General features: G+C 68.3%; 20 protein-coding genes and 1 tRNA gene. 7 read left to right on the forward strand and 14 right to left on the reverse strand.

The window, feature by feature from the left end:
- Positions 1 to 39: 39 nt before the first annotated feature.
- The 7 genes from ACIQF0_RS39840 to ACIQF0_RS39870 all read right to left on the reverse strand — a co-directional run bounded on the left by ACIQF0_RS39840 (position 40) and on the right by ACIQF0_RS39870 (position 6,786).
- Positions 40 to 1,011: an ATP-binding cassette domain-containing protein gene (locus ACIQF0_RS39840; RefSeq protein WP_401038819.1), complete on the reverse strand. Its 972-nt coding sequence runs from the start codon at positions 1,009 to 1,011 to the stop codon at positions 40 to 42.
- Positions 1,008 to 1,805: an ABC transporter permease gene (locus ACIQF0_RS39845; protein WP_401038822.1), complete on the reverse strand. Its 798-nt coding sequence runs from the start codon at positions 1,803 to 1,805 to the stop codon at positions 1,008 to 1,010. Before ACIQF0_RS39845 ends, ACIQF0_RS39840 begins: the two co-directional genes overlap by 4 nt.
- Complete coding sequence (locus tag ACIQF0_RS39850; protein WP_401038825.1) at positions 1,798 to 2,508, reverse strand: ABC transporter permease; 711 nt, start codon at positions 2,506 to 2,508, stop codon at positions 1,798 to 1,800. Before ACIQF0_RS39850 ends, ACIQF0_RS39845 begins: the two co-directional genes overlap by 8 nt.
- A gap of 112 nt (positions 2,509 to 2,620) precedes the next feature.
- Positions 2,621 to 3,991 (reverse strand): serine/threonine-protein kinase, encoded by a 1,371-nt coding sequence (locus tag ACIQF0_RS39855; RefSeq protein WP_401038827.1) that lies wholly within the window; start codon positions 3,989 to 3,991, stop codon positions 2,621 to 2,623.
- A gap of 37 nt (positions 3,992 to 4,028) precedes the next feature.
- Positions 4,029 to 4,976: an esterase-like activity of phytase family protein gene (locus ACIQF0_RS39860; protein WP_401038829.1), complete on the reverse strand. Its 948-nt coding sequence runs from the start codon at positions 4,974 to 4,976 to the stop codon at positions 4,029 to 4,031.
- Positions 4,977 to 5,044: 68 nt separating this feature from the next.
- On the reverse strand, positions 5,045 to 5,611 hold the full coding sequence (locus ACIQF0_RS39865) for an HhH-GPD-type base excision DNA repair protein (RefSeq protein ID WP_360044493.1): 567 nt from the start codon (positions 5,609 to 5,611) through the stop codon (positions 5,045 to 5,047).
- Between the two features lie 59 nt (positions 5,612 to 5,670).
- Entirely contained in the window at positions 5,671 to 6,786 is a 1,116-nt protein-coding gene (locus tag ACIQF0_RS39870) for a DnaJ domain-containing protein (RefSeq protein ID WP_360044490.1), read from the reverse strand.
- 106 nt (positions 6,787 to 6,892) lie between these two features.
- Here ACIQF0_RS39870 and ACIQF0_RS39875 point away from each other — a divergent pair.
- The 4 genes from ACIQF0_RS39875 (at position 6,893) to ACIQF0_RS39890 (ending at position 9,100) form a co-directional block, all read left to right on the forward strand.
- Positions 6,893 to 6,966, forward strand: a tRNA-Ser gene (locus ACIQF0_RS39875).
- A 218-nt stretch (positions 6,967 to 7,184) separates the two neighbouring features.
- Entirely contained in the window at positions 7,185 to 8,420 is a 1,236-nt protein-coding gene (locus ACIQF0_RS39880; protein ID WP_401038833.1) for a glycoside hydrolase family 18 protein, read from the forward strand.
- Between the two features lie 10 nt (positions 8,421 to 8,430).
- The gene (locus ACIQF0_RS39885; RefSeq protein ID WP_401038835.1) at positions 8,431 to 8,853 is read left to right on the forward strand and encodes an MmcQ/YjbR family DNA-binding protein; all 423 of its coding nucleotides are present in this window, start codon (positions 8,431 to 8,433) and stop codon (positions 8,851 to 8,853) included.
- A complete protein-coding gene (locus ACIQF0_RS39890) occupies positions 8,840 to 9,100 on the forward strand; it encodes a hypothetical protein (RefSeq protein ID WP_030478439.1) in 261 nt (86 codons plus the stop codon). Before ACIQF0_RS39885 ends, ACIQF0_RS39890 begins: the two co-directional genes overlap by 14 nt.
- On the opposite strand, the gene ACIQF0_RS39895 is transcribed toward ACIQF0_RS39890, so the two are convergent.
- Positions 9,097 to 9,711: a TetR/AcrR family transcriptional regulator gene (locus tag ACIQF0_RS39895; RefSeq protein ID WP_401038838.1), complete on the reverse strand. Its 615-nt coding sequence runs from the start codon at positions 9,709 to 9,711 to the stop codon at positions 9,097 to 9,099. The two genes, ACIQF0_RS39890 and ACIQF0_RS39895, sit on opposite strands and share 4 nt — an antisense overlap.
- A gap of 60 nt (positions 9,712 to 9,771) precedes the next feature.
- Between ACIQF0_RS39895 and ACIQF0_RS39900 the strand changes: the two genes are divergently transcribed.
- A complete protein-coding gene (locus ACIQF0_RS39900; RefSeq protein ID WP_401038841.1) occupies positions 9,772 to 10,107 on the forward strand; it encodes a nitroreductase/quinone reductase family protein in 336 nt (111 codons plus the stop codon).
- Between the two features lie 5 nt (positions 10,108 to 10,112).
- Here ACIQF0_RS39900 and ACIQF0_RS39905 read toward each other — a convergent pair whose 3' ends face one another.
- Genes ACIQF0_RS39905 through ACIQF0_RS39915 form a run of 3 tightly spaced genes read right to left on the reverse strand, consistent with a single transcriptional unit; the run spans position 10,113 to position 12,221 of the window.
- Positions 10,113 to 10,688: an ABC transporter permease gene (locus ACIQF0_RS39905; RefSeq protein WP_401038844.1), complete on the reverse strand. Its 576-nt coding sequence runs from the start codon at positions 10,686 to 10,688 to the stop codon at positions 10,113 to 10,115.
- Positions 10,689 to 10,716: 28 nt separating this feature from the next.
- Positions 10,717 to 11,175, reverse strand: coding sequence for a TetR/AcrR family transcriptional regulator (locus ACIQF0_RS39910; protein ID WP_401038845.1), 459 nt, complete (start codon positions 11,173 to 11,175; stop codon positions 10,717 to 10,719).
- Positions 11,172 to 12,221, reverse strand: coding sequence for a medium chain dehydrogenase/reductase family protein (locus tag ACIQF0_RS39915; protein ID WP_401038847.1), 1,050 nt, complete (start codon positions 12,219 to 12,221; stop codon positions 11,172 to 11,174). The genes ACIQF0_RS39910 and ACIQF0_RS39915 overlap by 4 nt, the downstream gene beginning before the upstream one ends.
- A 108-nt stretch (positions 12,222 to 12,329) precedes the next feature.
- On the opposite strand from ACIQF0_RS39915, the gene ACIQF0_RS39920 reads away from it, so the two are divergent.
- Both ACIQF0_RS39920 and ACIQF0_RS39925 read left to right on the forward strand, forming a co-directional pair.
- A complete protein-coding gene (locus tag ACIQF0_RS39920; protein WP_401038850.1) occupies positions 12,330 to 12,956 on the forward strand; it encodes a TetR/AcrR family transcriptional regulator in 627 nt (208 codons plus the stop codon).
- Positions 12,957 to 13,012: 56 nt separating this feature from the next.
- Positions 13,013 to 13,660, forward strand: coding sequence for a hypothetical protein (locus ACIQF0_RS39925; RefSeq protein ID WP_401038852.1), 648 nt, complete (start codon positions 13,013 to 13,015; stop codon positions 13,658 to 13,660).
- Here ACIQF0_RS39925 and ACIQF0_RS39930 read toward each other — a convergent pair.
- Genes ACIQF0_RS39930 through ACIQF0_RS39940 form a run of 3 tightly spaced genes read right to left on the reverse strand, consistent with a single transcriptional unit; the run spans position 13,657 to position 16,599 of the window.
- Positions 13,657 to 14,601 (reverse strand): ribose-phosphate pyrophosphokinase, encoded by a 945-nt coding sequence (locus ACIQF0_RS39930; RefSeq protein WP_360044457.1) that lies wholly within the window; start codon positions 14,599 to 14,601, stop codon positions 13,657 to 13,659. The genes ACIQF0_RS39925 and ACIQF0_RS39930 overlap by 4 nt on opposite strands.
- Before the next feature lie 10 nt (positions 14,602 to 14,611).
- Positions 14,612 to 15,094, reverse strand: coding sequence for a hypothetical protein (locus ACIQF0_RS39935; RefSeq protein WP_360044454.1), 483 nt, complete (start codon positions 15,092 to 15,094; stop codon positions 14,612 to 14,614).
- The gene (locus ACIQF0_RS39940; protein WP_401038855.1) at positions 15,091 to 16,599 is read right to left on the reverse strand and encodes a PHP domain-containing protein; all 1,509 of its coding nucleotides are present in this window, start codon (positions 16,597 to 16,599) and stop codon (positions 15,091 to 15,093) included. Before ACIQF0_RS39940 ends, ACIQF0_RS39935 begins: the two co-directional genes overlap by 4 nt.
- Positions 16,600 to 16,635: the final 36 nt, after the last annotated feature.

Below are 16,635 nucleotides of genomic sequence, written 5' to 3' on the forward strand. Positions count from 1 at the left end.
TCCTTGTGCCCGATGTGTCCGGATTCGTTGCTTATGACTCTACCGATGTACGTCTTGATCGAGTTGCCGTTGGTAGAGCTTGCGGATGACGTCGTCGATTTCCGGCTCCACGACGGCGAGGTCGTGGACCTCCACCTGCCGCACCACCTGGGTGATCAACTGTGCCGCCGTCGTCTCCGCCCTCCTGAACGTGAGGTGGTGTCGCAACCCGTTGGCCTCGCTGCGCACCGCCGTTACTCCGGGGACGTCCGGCGCCGGGCCGGGTTCCCTGAGGTCGATGACGAGCTCGCGGTCCGGGGTGACCTCGGCGCGCAGCGCGTCCAGCGGGCCGTCGGCGAGCACCCGGCCGTGGTCGATCACCATCAGCCGCGGGCAGAGGCGTTCGATGTCGTCGAGGTCGTGGGTGGTGAGCAGGAGCGTGGTGCCCCGGCGGGCGTTGATGTCCGCGAGGAACTCCCTGAGGCGCTCCTTCGACTCCAGGTCCAGGCCGATCGTCGGCTCGTCCAGCACCAAGAGCTCGGGGGCGTGCAGCAGGGCGGCGGTGATCTCGCCGCGCATCCGTTGCCCCAGCGAGAGCTGCCGCACCGGCGTGATCAGAAGCTCTTGCAGGCCAAGGAGTTCGACGCACTCGTCGAGCCGCTTCCGGTAGTCCTCGGCCGACACCCGGTAGATGGACCTGAGCAGGTCGAAGCTGTCCTTGAGCGGCAGATCCCACCAGAGCTGGCTGCGCTGGCCGAACACGACCCCGATGCGTTTCGCGAGATCCCGCCGCTGCCTCGACGGATCCACGCCGCCCACCTCGATGTGCCCGCTGGTCGGCACCAGGATCCCGGTCAGCATCTTGATCGTCGTGGACTTGCCGGCGCCGTTCGGCCCGACGTACCCGACGGCTTCTCCGGCCTGCACGCCGAACGTGACGCCGTCGACCGCCGTGACCGTCTTGTAGTTGCGCCGCAGGCCTTTCGACGTGGCGACCTTGAACTCCCTGCGGAGCTCCCTGACCTCGATCATGATCCCGTTCCCCGGTAGTGCCTGACCGCGAACCGCCACACGAACCCGGCAACTGTGGCCGCCAGGGCCGCGACGAGCGGTGATGTCCAGCCGACCCAGCCAGGAAGGCCGAGCGGATCCTGCTTCCCGAGCAGCGCGAGGCTCGGGTAGTACGCGACGAACGCCCCCGGCACGATGAACGCCATCAGCCAGCGCAACGGCCGTGAGTAGACGTTGATCGGGTACGACGTGAAGGTGTTGCTGCCGTAGGTGACCGCGTTGGCGAACTCGCGCCCCTCGACGATCCAGAAGCAGATCGAGCAGGCCACCACCCAGACCGCGCCGTAGATGACCGCACCGGCCAGCGGCGTGACGACGGCCAGCGCGACCTTGCCCGGTGTCCAGCCGATGCCGACCTGCGTCAGCGCGTAGACCATCACGGCGATCGCGCCGGCGATGCGCCCGACCCTGCGCAGGCGGACGTCCGACACCATGATCTGCGGCAGCGTGCCGAGCGGTCGCATCAGCAGCACGTCGAAGTTGCCGGTGCGGATGTACGTCGGCAGGTTGTCGAGCTGTCCGGCGAAGAGGTCGGCGACGCCGAACGCGATGCCCGCGAACGCGTACATCAGCAGCACTTCGTTCTTGGTGAACCCGCCGAGCGCACTGACGTGACCGAACAGCACGAGGATGACGACCAGCTCGATCCACTGCGCGAGCACCTGCGTGGCGAGGTCGAGCGCGAACGACGCGCGGTAGGACATCTGGCTTCTCAACCGCGCGCCGATGAGCCTCGGATAGATGGAGTCAGCCACCCTGCACCACCACCTTGCGCACCGCTCGTTGCAGTGTGAAGTGGCCGGCCGCCAGGATGACCACGGCCCAGAACGCCTGCAGGAACAGGAGTTTCACCGGATCGCCGTGTCCGAGGAACACGTCGATCGGCGCCTGCAACACGGAGGGGAACGGCGTCATCCAGAGCACGTCACGAGCCCACTCGGGGAAGAACGCGATGGGCACGGTCAACCCGCACAGCAGGCCGGACGAGACGTTCCAGAACCCGTACAGCCCCCGGTTGTCGATCAGCCAGAACGAGCTGATGTCGATCAGGAACCGGCAGCCGAAGCAGATCACCAACGCGATGAGCGCACTGACCAGGAACAACGGCCACTGCACGGCTTTCGCGGGGAACTGGAACGGGAACAGCACCATGCCGAACACCATCGGCGGGACGAGCCGCGTCAGGAACGCGTAACCGCCCCGCCCGACGTCCTCCGCGAGAAGGGCGCCCTGCAGGTTCCACGGCCGATAGAGGTCTACCACCACGTCACCGGATCGCACGCGCTCGGCGAGCTCGTTGGTTCCCCACAACAGGACGAACCCGAGCAGCCCCTGCCCGATCCAGACGTACGTATTCGTTGCAGCGACGTCGTAGTCCGCGATCTCACCGTTCGCCGCCTTGAGCGCGGCGACGAGGACGGCGACCCGCAGCAGGCCGAAGACCACGTTCGTGGTCATTCCGGCCAGCATCGCTTGTCGGTAGGTCGAGTACCTTCGGAATCCAGCAATGATCAAATCGGCGTGAACACGCACGTCGGCCTACATTACTGACCGTCGCAAGTGGATTATCTCAACTGCCGAAAGCGCTCGTCACGACCTCGCCGGCCTCTGGCTGCGAGGCGAGGCAGAGGAAGTAGTTGCGGGTGCCGTCCTTGAACCCGACCGCGGTCCTCTCCCAGCCGGTGGTGTCGACGGTCGGCCGGGTGGCGGCCTTCATCACCTCGGGCGTGCAGACGTCCTTCACCTCGACGGACGCCAGCAGTTCGTCGGAGTCGACGTCCGGGATCTCCCCGGAGAGCCAGCCGCCTCCGAACGCCTCCCAGTAGTGCTCGGTCGAGCAGCTGCCGACCTTCCGCGCCGAAGCGGGGTTGCCGCCGATGCTGACGATCCCGCGGAAGCAGGTCGACTGGTCGATGCAGAACCCCTTGCCGCACTTCTTGAGGAACGGCGGGACGTCCTCCGCACCGCCCGGCTGCGTCGTCGCCGGCCCGGGCCCCTGGGCCGTCGCCTCGTCCTTGTCGACGAGGTTCCACACGAGCAGGCCCGCCACGATCGCGACGACCAGCCCGGCCGCCGCGGCCAACGGCCACCGCTTGCGCTTGGGCGGGGGAGGAACCGGCACGGTGGGCATCCGCATCGGGTCGACCAGCTCGTCGCGCAGCTGGGCGGCACTCGGCGTGCGCAGGTTCGCGTCCGGGTGCAGCGCCCTCGCCAGAGCCTCGTGCAACGCGGGCGGCACCCCCGGCACCGCGGGCACGGGCCGGCGCAGGATCTCGCCGAGCTGGTCGAACGACGTGATCGGCCACGGCACCGGACGCGGCGGCTTGCCCGCGAGCAACGTGTAGAGCGTCGCGGCAAGGCTGTACACGTCGGCCTGCGGCGTCGGCTCGGCCATCGCGAACGCTTCCGGCGGCGCGTAGCTGGGGCTTAGGGCGTCCCGCGTGACCGTGCTGCCGCCCTGCGCGTCGAGCAGCGCCGCGAGCCCGAAGTCGGCCAGCTTCGGCGTGCCGTAGCGGTCGACGAGGATGTTGCCGGGCTTGATGTCCCGGTGCAGCACACCTACCTGATGCGCGGCGGCCAGCGCGTCGGCGAGTTTGATGCCGAGGTCCCGCACCTGGTCGGGGTGCAACTGCCCCTGCCGGTCGAGCTGGTCGGCGAGTGACCCGCCCGTGCAGAGCTCCATCACGATGTACGGCGTGCCCTGGCCGGTGATGTTCGCGTCGTGCACCCCGACGACGTGCGGATGCCCCGACAACTTGGCCGCCGCCTGCGCCTCGCGCAGGAACCGCCTCCGGTCGCGTTCGTCGACGAGCACCCGGTTGTCGATCTTGACGGCGACGTCACGACCGAGTTGTGCCTGGTGCGCGGTGTAGACGGTGGCGAAACCGCCCGCGCCCAACGGTCTCAGGTCGGTCAGGCCGGGGATGTGGGGTGCGGTCACGCGCGGGAGCATAGTTCCGCACCCCGACAATCCTCTGCTAGACCGTGCAGTTCAGCGAACCGCTCCTGAGCGCGTGACTGCTCGTGTTGTCGTCGTCCGACCACAGCACGACCTTCTTGCCGCTCACGCAGCTCGGCGAGATCGCGAAGCCTTCGAGGTTCACGTTCGGCAGCTTCGACGGCCGGTCGTACGTCGCCGTCACCTTGAACTTCCCGTCACTGATCGCGAGCGTCGTCGCCCGCCCGCTGCAGTGGTCGTCGCAGGTGGCCCAGAGCCTGTTGTTCTCCCACTCCAGGTCCATCACCTGCGCCTGCCCGCTCGCGAACTTCGAGACCAGCTTCGCCCCGCCGTCCTGCAGCGCGTACAGGAAGATCCCGCCGGTCGCCTCGAGCCCGACCGCGAACAACCCGGTCCCGTGCGCCGGGTAGTCGGCGGGGTTGTAGAGCTTGCCTGTGTCGTCCTTGAACTGCTGCGCGGTCAGGAACGAGTCCGGAATCCACGAGATCGCCTCGGGCCCGTCGTTGGGGTCGGCCGACGGCATCCCGGGCAGCTTCCACTCGGCCACCGCGTTGCTGCCACTGCCGAACTTCAACACCATCGGCGCACTGACATCACCGTTGTCGTTGTCCCGCTCGGTGACGACGAAGAGCCCGTCCGGCGTGCTCACCACACCCTCGGCGTCCGGGTCGCCCTTCCCGTTCTTGAACTTGAGCGACCGCTTCGAGTCGACCTTCCACGTGCTGCCGCTCGGCACGAGCCGGTAGAGCGTGGACGGCCCGTTCTTCACCGCCCACACAACCCCGGCACTCTCGAACGACAACCCGCTGAGGTTCTTGCCGAACACGTTCGTACCGTCAGCCGTCTTGCTCGCCGAGTCCCCTGGCCACGTGGTGGCGGCGTCGGCCGCGGTGGTGCCCAGACCGAGCGCCAGGACCGTGAAAACGCCAATCGCCTTGATGCGCAACGGAAACCGCCCTTCTCTCACAGGGCAAGATGGCACCCCGTGCGGACAGGCGGCGGACGTCCAGTGCACCAGACGATGAACAGTCCGTGCTACTTCTTGGCGGCGGCCTTCGCGGCCTTCTTGAAGTCGCGAACCTCGAGCAACGACTTCTGATCGCGCACGTCAGCGACGCTACGTCGGCTTCCTTCGTCCCCGTAGTGCCCAGCGGCCTCACGCCACCCAGCGGGCGTCACGTCGAACTGTTTGCCCAAAAGTGCCAGGAAGATCTTGGCCTTCTGGTCCCCGAACCCGGGCAGCGCCTTGAGTCGCTTGAACACCGCGGCCCCGTCCCCGTCGGCCCAGATCCGCGTCACGTCGCCGTCGTAGTTCTCGACGACGAACTGCGACAGCGCCTGCACCCGCTTGGCCATGGAACCGGGGAACCGGTGCACGGCGGGCGGCGTGGCCATGACGGTGGCGAAGGCCTCCGGGTCGGCCTCGGCGATGCGGTGCACGTCCAGGCCGCCCATGCGGTCGGCGAGGACCTTGGGGCCGGAGAACGCCTTCTCCATCGGAATCTGCTGGTCCAGCAGCATCCCAGTCAGCAGGGCGAACATGTCCGACGCGAGGAGTGCGTCCGCGTCCGGGTTCTGCGCGAGGCACAACGTGCGGGTCATGGCGGCAATCCTGACACGAACTGCTCCCTCCGGCCTCACGCCGGTGGGTCCTCCGGGAGCTAGGCGCCGGCCACGCGGACTTCCGAGATCACCTGGCGCACCAGGGCGCGCAGGGCCTCGCGGTCGACGGTGGCCGGGTCGTCGGCCAGCCAGTCGCCGATCTCGCTGACGAACTGCTCCGGGGTCATCGGCGGCACCTCGAAGTCGAGGTCGTCGTCGCAGGTGACCTCGCCGGCGCGGCTCGGGTAGACGATCAGGGCGCCGCGGATCTCCAGCCACGGCAGGAGTTCGGCGAAGCGTTCGACGCCGTCGAGCAGTTGGGAGCCGCCGCCGCGGAACGGGTGGCCGTTGCGCCAGAGTTCGCCGTCCTCGTCGCAGTAGTAGTGGCCGGGCAGCCACGACTTCGACTCGATCAGGACCAGGCGGCGGCCGCAGAGCAGGGCGTGGTCGACGTCGGTGAAGACCGAACCCGGCCAGGCAAGGCCGTGGAAGATGCGCACGCCCGGTAGCTGCGTCATGTACTCCGTGAGCAATCCGGCGGTCAGCCGTTCGCGTCTGTTTTCACCCGGACGGCCGAAAATCGTGTTGCCGTCGTACTCGCCGGCGAACGCCCTTTCGGCCCGCGCGACCGTCATGTAGCGGCGCACCAGTCGGAACGCCCCGTAACCGGCGCCCGCCACGAGCGGCAGCCAGACGACGAGGAGCAGCGGTGACAGCGGCATCGCCAACGGGATGAGCAGGACGAACCACCCACCGATCGCGGCCGCCGCGGGGGCGTGGCCGAGGCCGGTGGCGGGCACGTAGCGGACGCGTGCGCCGAGGTCGATGCGGTGCCACCACTCCATCGAGCCGAGGTCGACGCGGGGGCGTGGCGCCGCGTAGTTCGGGTCGTCGCCGAAGTCGCGCAGGCGGCCCGTGTGGCCTGTTCGGCGAGGTCGCGGGCGTGTCTGCGGGCGGACGACCGTCGGCGCGGGCCTCGCGGGGCGGTCGTAGTCCGCGCGCCGGACCGGGTCCTTCAGCGTCTCGTAGGCCTCCTGGAGCAGCCGGAAGCCGCCAGACGTCCCACCCGCGTCGGGGTGCATGACCTTGGCGAGAGAGCGGTAGGCCGACTTGATCTCCGAGGCACTGGCGCCCCGGTTGACACCGAGCAACTCGTAGTAGTCGATCCCGGGCACGACACCGTCCAGTTCGGGGTTGGTCCGTGAACCTTATTGGGTCCAACACTTTCGCAGGGCATACGGCCCGCAGTTCGCCGACTAGTGTGAAGGGCGCGGTGGCGAAGGGGCCTGTAGCGCAGTGGTCGACGCGCCCTCCGGAACGGAGGGAGAACGCCGGTTCGAATCCGGCCGGTCCCGCTCTCTCAGGGGATCGCTGTTCGCGGAGAACGCGAACCGCATCGATCGCCGTCGCTGTGGGGACACCCCACACCCCGGGTCCTTTCTGAGCTCTCGCCGCATCTTCCTCTCCTCCCTACGGCTTCGCCGTGTCGCCGGTTCAGCTGTTGACGTCAGTGGTCTAGTCCACCTAGCTTGAGAGCAGCGCCGCCGCGCAGTCACCCATCGAGGAGACCGCTATGTTCAGGCGCAGAATCATCGCGGCGGCAACGGCACTCTTGACGGCGGCCACGCTCGCGGCACCGGCATCACAAGCCGCACCACAGCAGGAGATCGGCGCTCAGGCGATCGCGAAACGCGTCGTCGGCTACTTCGTGCAGTGGGGCGTCTACCAGCGCAATTACCACGTGAAGAACATCCGCTCGTCCGGCTCGGCCGGCAAGCTCACGCACATCAACTACGCGTTCGGCAACGTCAGCGGCGGCCGGTGCGCGCTCGGCGACGCCTATGCCGACTACGACAAGTTCTACGACGCGGCGTCCTCTGTGGACGGTACGTCGGACACCTGGGACGCGGGTGCGTTGCGCGGCAACTTCAACCAGCTGCGCAAGCTCAAGGCGGTCACCCCGGGACTCAAGGTCCTGTTCTCCTTCGGCGGCTGGACCTGGTCCGGCGGATTCGGGCAGGCGGCGAGCAGCCCGAGCGCGGCGGCGGCGTTCGCGGACTCCTGCTACAAGCTCGTCGAGGACCCGCGCTGGGCGGACGTGTTCGACGGCATCGACATCGACTGGGAGTACCCCAACGCGTGCGGACTCACCTGTGACACCAGCGGGTTCAACTCCTACAAGACGCTGATGCAGGCCGTGCGCAGCAGGTTCGGCAGCGGCAACCTGGTGACGGCCGCGATCAGCGCGGACGGGTCCGCCGGCGGCAAGCTCGACAAGGCCGACTACGCGGGCGCGGCGCAGTACGTCGACTGGTACAACCCGATGACGTACGACTTCTTCGGCGCCTTCAACCCGCAGGGCCCGACCGCCCCGCACTCGCCGCTCACGTCGTACCCCGGCATCCCGACGGCCGGTTTCAACACCGACGCGGCGATCCAGAAGCTCAAGAGCAAGGGCATTCCGGCGAGCAAGATGTTGCTGGGACTCGGTTTCTACGGCCGCGGCTGGACCGGCGTCACCCAGGCCGCGCCCGGCGGCACGGCGACCGGCGCCGCACCCGGCACGTACGAGGCGGGCATCGAGGACTACAAGGTTCTCAAGACCCGTTGTCCCGCCAACGGAACCGTCGCCGGCACCGCGTACGCCAAGTGCGGCAGCCAGTGGTGGAGCTACGACACCCCGGCCACCGTCCGCAGCAAGATCTCGTGGGCGAGCGGCCAGAACATGGGCGGCGTGTTCTTCTGGGAGCTCTCCGGTGACACGGCCAACGGTGAGTTGATCAGCGCGATTCGCGCCGGCACCGGCTGACACACCGAAAATGGCGCAGGATGTTCGGGTGGACGCACTCGAACACCTGCGCCGCCTCTGTCTCGCGTTGCCAGAGGTGACCGAACGCCTGAGTCACGGCGAACCCACCTGGTTCGTCCGCGGCAGGAAGACCTTCGTGACCTCGGCCGACCACCACCACGACGACCGCACCGCGTTCTGGTGCGCGGCGGGCCCCGGCGTCCAGGAAACCCTGATCGCCCAGGCTCCCGGGAACTACTTCCGCCCGCCCTACGTCGGCCACCGCGGCTGGCTCGGCGTGTACCTGGACGTGCCGGTCGACTGGGACGTCGTCGCCGATCTCGTCGAGGACGCCTATCGGGTGATTGCCCCGAAGACGCTGGTCGCGCTGCTCGACGTTCGAGTTGCCGACCAGGCTGACCTGCCGCAGTCTTCCGCGCATGGCGACCTGTGACGTCTGTGGCAACGAGTACTGGATGGCCTTCGAGGTGCGCACCGTCGGCGGCGGCGTGCACACGTTCGACAGCTTCGAGTGCGCGATCCAACGGCTCGCGCCGCGCTGCGAACACTGCGACTGCCGCGTGATCGGGCACGGCGTGGAGGTGGAGGGCAAGTTCTTCTGCTGCGCCCACTGCGCGCGGATGGGCTCCGCCGACCTCGGCGCGATGATCCGCGACACCGTCGGCGCCCACCCCGGCTAACCGAGCACGAGGTCCAGGCTGAGCGGCACGGGCGGCGGCAGCACGTCCGTGCCGCTCCGGAACGACTCCAGCAGGTACGCGACCAGGCGGCGGGACGCGGCCGTCGCGACCTCCACCGGTACGCCGGAAAGCCCTCCGTTGGCCATGAGCACCAGCGTCAGGTCGTGCGGCGAGAAGTCGGCGCGCAACTGTCCGCTGTCCTTCGCCCGTTGCACCAACGCGCCGAAGTCCTCCCAGGTCCGGTGGCGCACCTCGGAGTGCAGTTCGGGGAACGAGGCCGTGAACGCGGCGGTGAACCCGCGGTCGGCCGCCTGCAGCAGGCACACCTTCTCGATCACCGTGCAGAGCCCGCGCCACGGGTCCGGGTCGCGCAAAGCGTCGTCGATGACGCCCTGGCAGATCGCGAACTGTTCGGTGAAGGCCTCCATGACCAGCGATTCCTTGGTCGGGAAGCGCCGGTACAACGTGGCGACGCCGACTCCGGCACGGCGGGCGATCGCGGCCATCGGCACCTCCAGCCCGCGTTCGGCGAACAGGTCGCGGGCGACGGCCAGCACCCGCGCCCGGTTCTCGCGGGCGTCGGCGCGCATCTGAGACGGTTCAGCGGTCACTTCTTCTCACTTCGCCTCAAGTGGACGGGGGTCTCCACTTACCAGGCTACGTTGGTGGGTATGAACTTCAGGAGTCCGATCGTGAACCGCGTCAACAAGTTGATCGTCGGACTGCGGGACGCGCCGCTCGTCGGGAAGCTCGTGCGCAAGGGCATCACCGTCGTGTCCTACACGGGCCGGAAGTCGGGCCGCACGTTCACCACACCCGTTGGCTACCAACGCAAGGGCGACACCGTCGACATCCAGGTGATGATGCCGGACTCGAAGACGTGGTGGCGCAACTTCAACGGCGAGGGCGGTCCGTTGACGCTCGAACTCGATGGCGGCGAACGGACCGGACATGCGACATCGCACCGTGACGACAAAGGTCGTGTCACGGTGCGAGTGCAGCTGTAAAAGCCTTACGCGGCAAGGCGACGAGGCTCCAGGAACGCGGCGACCAGGTAGGCGCCGCCACCCAGCACGGCCAGCGTGCCGAAGAAGCCGGCTCCCGGGATGAACAGCGTCGCGGCGGCGACCAGCATGAGCCAGGTGCCCAGGTTGTAGTGCAGGGCGTTGCCGCGGATGGCGCCCTCGGCGATGTAGATCAGGCCGACGACGATGGTCGAGCCGGCGGGCCAGAGCACGGTCTGGAGCTCTGGCTTGTCGAACACCGTGCTCACGCCGGTGACCGCTAACGCCAGTGCGGTGAAGCCGGTGATCCAGGCCATCCCGACGAGCTTCTCGGCTCGTCGCCGCGCTTCGGAGGCCGCTCGCTGGGCACGCAGCGACGCGGTCATGGCGAAGACGGTGCCGGCGAGCAGACCGGTGGCCAGCAGCGCGATCGGCAGCCACGACGGCATCATGACCGCGCCGGACTTCGAGAGCAGCGCGGCGCCGTGGCCGAAGACGTAGGCGAACGCGAAACCCAGGTAGGCGGCGCGGTTGTCGACCTCGGTGGACGCGACGGTGGCGGTGCGAACAGCGGTGGCGTTCATGGTGGGGACTCCCGGAAGTCGGATGAGCTCAGATGAGTGAACTGATCAGGCGCGGTGCGATGACGAGGAACTGGGGCGAGCGGCGGATCGAGGCGCGCTGGTCGGCGAGGCCGTGCAGGCCCAGCCAGAACGTCAGGGCCCGGTCGGGGTCGGCGACGACTCGGGTGAACAGCCGCAGCGCCTGGTCGGAGAGATCGGCCGCACCGAACATCACGCGGTAGCGGCGGGGGTGCAGGACGGCGAAGTCCAGGTAGGCGAGGCCCGCCGCGTAGGCGTCCGGTGCGGCCAGAACGGCGGCTTCGAGCTCGCGGAAGGCCTCGTGGCACGTGGCCAGCAGGATCGCCGGCACGTCGGGGAACTGCTGGTAGATCGCCGAGGTGGGGACGTCCGCCTCGCGGGACACGGCCCGCAGCGTCACGGCGTCGTCCCTGTCGACCAGGGCGGTCGCCGCCGCCACGATCAGCCGGCGGCAGCCCTGCCTGCTCACGGCTCCGGAACGATGACGACCTTGCCCAGCACCGTGCGCGACTCGGCCAGCACCAGCGCGGAGGCGGCCTCCGGCAACGGGATGCGCGCGGCGATCTGCGGCTTGAGCGCACCGGCCTTGACCAGCTCCAGCACCTGCGTGAGGTCGTCGCGAAGGCGAGCGCGGAACGTGGCCGTGCGGAAGCGCTTGCCGGCCCAGAAGTTGTAGAAGCCCGCGCGCTTGCCGTTGGGCAGCAGGTTCCACACCATCAGCTGGCCGAACAGCTTGAGCACCGGCAGCATCGCGTTGCCTTCGTCGTCCTTCGACGCGGCAGAGCCGTAGTTGACCAGCGCGCCGCCTCGACGGACCAGCCGCCACGAGTCGTGCAGGGCGGGGCCACCGACGTGGTCGAACACCGCGCTGACACCTTCCGGCGCCAGCTCGCGGATGCGGTCGTACATGTTCGGGTCGCGGTAGTCGACGGGGATCGCGCCGAGCTCGCGCACCGCGTCGTGGTGGCGGGCCGAGGCCGTGCCGATCACCTTGATGCCGGCGTGCTTCGCCAACTGCACCAGCGTCGAGCCGACGCCACCGTTCGCGCCCAGCACGACGATCGTGTCGCCCCGCTTGACCTTCGCGGTCCGGTACATCATCTGCCACGCCGTGACGCCGTTGACCACGACGGTCTCGGCGGCGGCCGAGTCCACGCCGTCCGGCACCGGCACCAGGTCGGCGGCCTCGACGATCAGGTGGCTGGCCCAGCTGCCGACCTTGGTGACGACGGCGAACCGGTGCCCCCGCAGGTCGCGGTCGACGCCGGGACCTGCCGCGACGACCGTGCCGACGACGTCGTAGCCGGGCACGAACGGGAACGCGGGCTGGTCGTAGTACTTGCCCAGGCGCATCTGCTGTTCGGCGAACGAAACGCCGGTGGCCTCCATGCGCAGGACGACCTGACCGGCACCCGGTGCGGGCAGGTCGCGGACCTGGACCTGCAGGCCGGCGGGCTCGACCACGCCCGGCAGAACGATCTCGGTGGCGCGGGTGGTGGCGGTCGTGGCGTTCATCGTGTGCTCCTTGGCGTCTCGGTTGTGCTTACGGACATAAGCTAACGCCCGTAAGTCTAAGAGCGCAAGGCCTAACACCCATAAACTTTCAGGTGTATGGTTACGGCCGTGACGAACACGGAACCGCGCAGGCGCAACCGCAGGGGTGAAGGCGGGAAACTGCGCGAAGAGATCATCACCGCGGCGGTCGCGCTGCTGGACGAAGGCGGCGACGAACGCGCGGTCACGCTGCGCTCGGTCGCCCGCAAGGCGGGGATCGCGGCACCGTCGATCTACCCGCACTTCGCGGACCAGCCGTCGATCATGCTGGCCGTCGTCCAGCAGGAGATGGACAAGCTCACCGCGGTCCTGCGCGAGGCCAACGACAACGCGGGCGCGGACGCGCGCGCACGGCTCTTCGCGATCGGCCACGCCTACCTGGACTTCGCGCAGGCGCACCCGCAGCGCTACCGGATCATGTTCGGCGGCCTCTGGACCCCGTCGGTCGAGGACACGTCGATCACCGACGCCGACCTCGACTCACTGGGCGTGGCGGCGTTCACGCTGCTCGTCGAGGTGCTCGGCGCGTGCGTCGAGCAGGGGATCGCACACGGCAGCGACGACCTCTTCGGCGACGCGGTGGCGTTGTGGCTCGGGCTGCACGGCCTCGCGCACCAGCGGGCCGTGGTGCGCAAGATGCCCGGACCCGCCGACGTCGGGGACCGGCTGATCAGGGCACTCGCGCACCTGAAGTAGCCGTCTCACTCGTTTGGCGAGTTCGGAGCGGGCCGCACTCCAGCCAGAATGTGCTGGTGGATCCGGCTGCGTCGAAACCCGTCGAGCGGCTGGTCGCCGACGGCCTCACCGGTGCGACCAGCGAGCAGGTTGAGAAGTACATCGACTGGCTGCAGGCCTCGCTGGCCGACTTCACCAAGGAGAAGCGCCGCCGGTCTTTTCTCCTGATCACGCTCGCGGCGGTCTTCGAGCTCCTCGCGGCCGGTGGGCAGTCCGAGATCGTCATCGGACCGCTGAAGATCAGCCAGCCTTCGGTCGTCCTCGTCTTCATGCCCACGCTCGCGGCTTACGTCTTCACCGAGCTCATGATCGTGCACAACAAGACGCACGACCTGCTTGACGCGTTGTGCACGTCAATGAGGGCGTGGCACGGAACTGCCCACGCGAACGCTCTGGCCTACCTGACTGTCGGGCCGGAGCCGCTGTTGTGGAACACCAGCATCTTGCGCGGTCACCTGGGCTCCAAGCCCAAGAGAGGCAAGGCCGAGGAACGCCTCTCCACCGCGATCGTCCTTCTGGTCATCCTCGGACTGCTGGCGTTCCTCGTGCACGCGTTCGTGGTGCTGTTCCAGAGACTCGGCCCAGGCAGTGTCCTGATCTGGGTGAACCTCGCCGGGACGTCCACGCTGATCGTTGCCGCTTTCGATCAGCTGCGGGTCGACTAGGGAGCCTCGAACAGCGTCGACACCGACTCTCCGACGTTGATCCGCCGCATCGCCTCGGCCATCGCCGGCGCGATCGACAGCACCTTCAACTTCGGCACGGCCTTGTCGGCAGGGATCGGCACGGTGTTCGTGGCGACGATCTCCAGCACGTCCTCGAACGCCTGCAACCGGTCCAGGGCCCCGGACGAGAACAGCCCGTGCGTGCAGGCCACCCGGATCGGCCCGGCACCGCGCTCCCGCAGCTTGTCGATCAGCTCGACCACGGTCGAGCCCTTGGCGATCTCGTCGTCCAGCACGATCACGTCGCGCCCGGCCACCTCGCCGATCACGGTCTGGATCTGCACCTTGTCGTCGGCGAACCGCTGCTTGGCGCCGGCCGCGACCGGCAGGCCAAGGATCCGGGCGAAGTGCGCGGCCTCCTTGGCGTTGCCGAGGTCCGGTGACACGACGACGGTGTTCGACAGGTCGTACTGGGAGAAGTGCGCGGCCAGTTCGCGCAGGGCGTGCAGGTGGTCGACGGGCACCGAGAAGAACCCGTGCACCTGCGGTGAGTGCAAAGTCATCGCCAGCACCCGTGAGGCACCCGCGGCGACCATCAGGTCGGCGACCAGGCGGCCGCCGATCGAGATCCGGGGCGCGTCCTTCTTGTCCGAACGCGCGTAGGCGTAGTGCGGCAGGACGACGGTCGTGCGCGCGGCGGAGGCGCCACGGGCAGCGTCCAGCATCAGCAGGAGTTCGACGAGGTGTTCCTGCACCGGGGGTACCAGCGGCTGGATCAGGAACACGTCCCGCTCCCGGCAGTTCGCCTGCAACTGCACTTCCAGGCAGTCGTTGGCGAACCGCGTCAAGCGGCTGGGTGAGAGCTCGACACCGAGATGGCCACAGATCTCCGCTGCGAGTGAGGGATGGGCAGAACCACTGAAGACAGCGATGTCACGCACACCCCGAAACCTAGTCGATGACCAGCACCAACTTGCCGTCGCGGAAGAACGGCGTCAGGTTCCCGCGCGTGTCGACCGTGTGGGTTCCGCGCGGCAGAACGACCTCTATGGCCGTGAACGCGAGGATGTCCGACACGCCATGACGGCCGCGCAACGACCGTTGGCCTTGGTATCGCAGAGCGCGCCCCTCGCGGCGGTACTGGTGGGCCTCAGCAGCAGTGGAGGCGCCTACTCGAAGCGCCTCCGGGCCTACCTGACGTGCTGAGGAAGCACCGCGTACGGAGACGCCGAAACCCTGCGCGACCAGTGAGTTCACCACTGCGTCGGACGGGGGGACTGGCAGGAGGAAGGACATCGCGAAATGGCTGTCGACCTCGTGCACCGCGACCGTTCGGGCCGTGGTCAGCACGGTGTCGTGCAGCTCCAGTGCGATCTTCTCCGCTTCCCAGCGGTTTTCATAGCCGGCGTCGATGCCGACGAAGGTGCTGGTCACCTGACCTCCACGAAGATCGGGTTGGTGTAGCACCACAGGTCCTCCCACGGGTTCGCGGCTCCGGGTGTGTCCGCCTGCGGTTCGAACGCGCCGCGGTTGCCGTCGGTTCCGCGCAATCGGAGGTAAAAAGGCTCCCGGACGTTGCGGAACGTGTGCGTGAAGACCGCATAGTGCCAGCGCGGCTCGTAGGATCGCTCGACCTTCACATGTGGCGTGGCCAACGTTTCAGATGATGATCGTCCGGTTACCGCGCCCTTGATGAGGTCCAAACGGCGCAATCGTGGCACGAATCCGGCGCTGTTGGGGCGGGTTGCCAAACGTGCTTTGACCAGCACGGTCACGTCAGAGCCGCGCCGGACGCGCAAACGGCCGCCCAACGTCTGGGTTCCGCCGGACGCGTAAACCTGGAATTGAAGATCATCGACCAAGCCGCCGTGCGAAACCCACGCTCGACCCGCCCTCAAGCCCTCCATCACGGCGCCGCGCGTCCGCCGGGTGGCGCCGACGACGGTCCGGGAGAACTCGCCGGGGAAGAAGTCGACGTACGGCGGCTGCACCTGGGGCACCCCGCCCTCGATCGCGTCGAGGTGCTTGCCCGTCAGGTCGAACTGGTCGCCGGGCTCCGGCACGCGGACGATCGTGTCGCGCGAGTTGAAGTGCGAGTCGGAGTTCGACGTGATCCACCAGCCGAGACCCTCGGCGAGCAGTGAGTCCCAGACACCGCCGACCTTCGCGGTCATCCAGTCGAAGCCGCCGAAGGTCTTGTAGGCCTCGGGTGGGTAGGGCGCGTAGGAGTTCGGGCCGGGGCTGTTCGCGTACCCGCCGCGGTGGCCGCCCGGACCGCGCAACGGGTCGCCGTCGCCCTGCGCTCCCGGTGCGCCCTCCATCCCGACAACGATGTCGGGAGCCAGGTCACGCATGTTCCGCAACTCGTGGGGCGCCACCCGGCCGTTGCGCATCGGGTGGTTCACGAACACCAGCGCGGACTTCATCGTGCCGTTGCGAATCTTGGTCTGCAGGAACCGGATCGCGTCGAGCGCCTTCTTCTCGTTCGCCGGGGTCGAGGCCTCCGCGCCGTTCAGCCGCCAGTCGAACTGCCGCTCGAAGTCGCGCAGCACCCCGGCCTCGTCCCGGCAGTCCTCGAAGAACAGCGTCGCGTGCTCCGCGCCGGGGACGTTCCACTCCATCCCGTGCCACAGCAGCAGTTGCGGGAACTTCCGCCGGGCGCGCTGAAGGTCCGCCGCCGTCGCCTCGACCGAGTGTGCCTCGTGCGACGCGTGGCCGTGGTCGGTGATCACGAGCCAGTCCGTCCCGTGCCGCAACGCACCGCGGATCTGCTGCTCGACGCTGTACATGCCGTCGTACGAGTACTGCGTGTGCGTGTGGTGATCGCCGGAAAGCCACTGGTAGCGCCCCGATGCCGAGGCGGTTCCGGTGCCGAGTGCTCCCGCCACGCCGAGCACGCCGGCTCCCTGCAGGAAGCGTCTGCGGGCTACTTCGGACATGGCTGATCCTCCACACGACGGGTCGGGGTCCGTGGA

Source organism: Lentzea sp. NPDC092896 (assembly GCF_044754905.1).
Lineage (GTDB): Bacteria > Actinomycetota > Actinomycetes > Mycobacteriales > Pseudonocardiaceae > Lentzea.

Bases quoted from the DNA above. Each gene is read 5' to 3' on its own strand.
- ACIQF0_RS39905 (WP_401038844.1), bottom strand. From the start codon at position 10,688: ATGAACGCCACCGCTGTTCGCACCGCCACCGTCGCGTCCACCGAGGTC.
- ACIQF0_RS39865 (WP_360044493.1), bottom strand. From the start codon at position 5,611: ATGACCCGCACGTTGTGCCTCGCGCAGAACCCGGACGCGGACGCACTC.
- ACIQF0_RS39885 (WP_401038835.1), top strand. From the start codon at position 8,431: ATGGCGCAGGATGTTCGGGTGGACGCACTCGAACACCTGCGCCGCCTC.
- ACIQF0_RS39940 (WP_401038855.1), bottom strand. From the start codon at position 16,599: ATGTCCGAAGTAGCCCGCAGACGCTTCCTGCAGGGAGCCGGCGTGCTC.
- ACIQF0_RS39915 (WP_401038847.1), bottom strand. From the start codon at position 12,221: ATGAACGCCACGACCGCCACCACCCGCGCCACCGAGATCGTTCTGCCG.
- ACIQF0_RS39880 (WP_401038833.1), top strand. From the start codon at position 7,185: ATGTTCAGGCGCAGAATCATCGCGGCGGCAACGGCACTCTTGACGGCG.
- ACIQF0_RS39850 (WP_401038825.1), bottom strand. From the start codon at position 2,508: ATGACCACGAACGTGGTCTTCGGCCTGCTGCGGGTCGCCGTCCTCGTC.
- ACIQF0_RS39840 (WP_401038819.1), bottom strand. From the start codon at position 1,011: ATGATCGAGGTCAGGGAGCTCCGCAGGGAGTTCAAGGTCGCCACGTCG.
- ACIQF0_RS39890 (WP_030478439.1), top strand. From the start codon at position 8,840: ATGGCGACCTGTGACGTCTGTGGCAACGAGTACTGGATGGCCTTCGAG.
- ACIQF0_RS39900 (WP_401038841.1), top strand. From the start codon at position 9,772: ATGAACTTCAGGAGTCCGATCGTGAACCGCGTCAACAAGTTGATCGTC.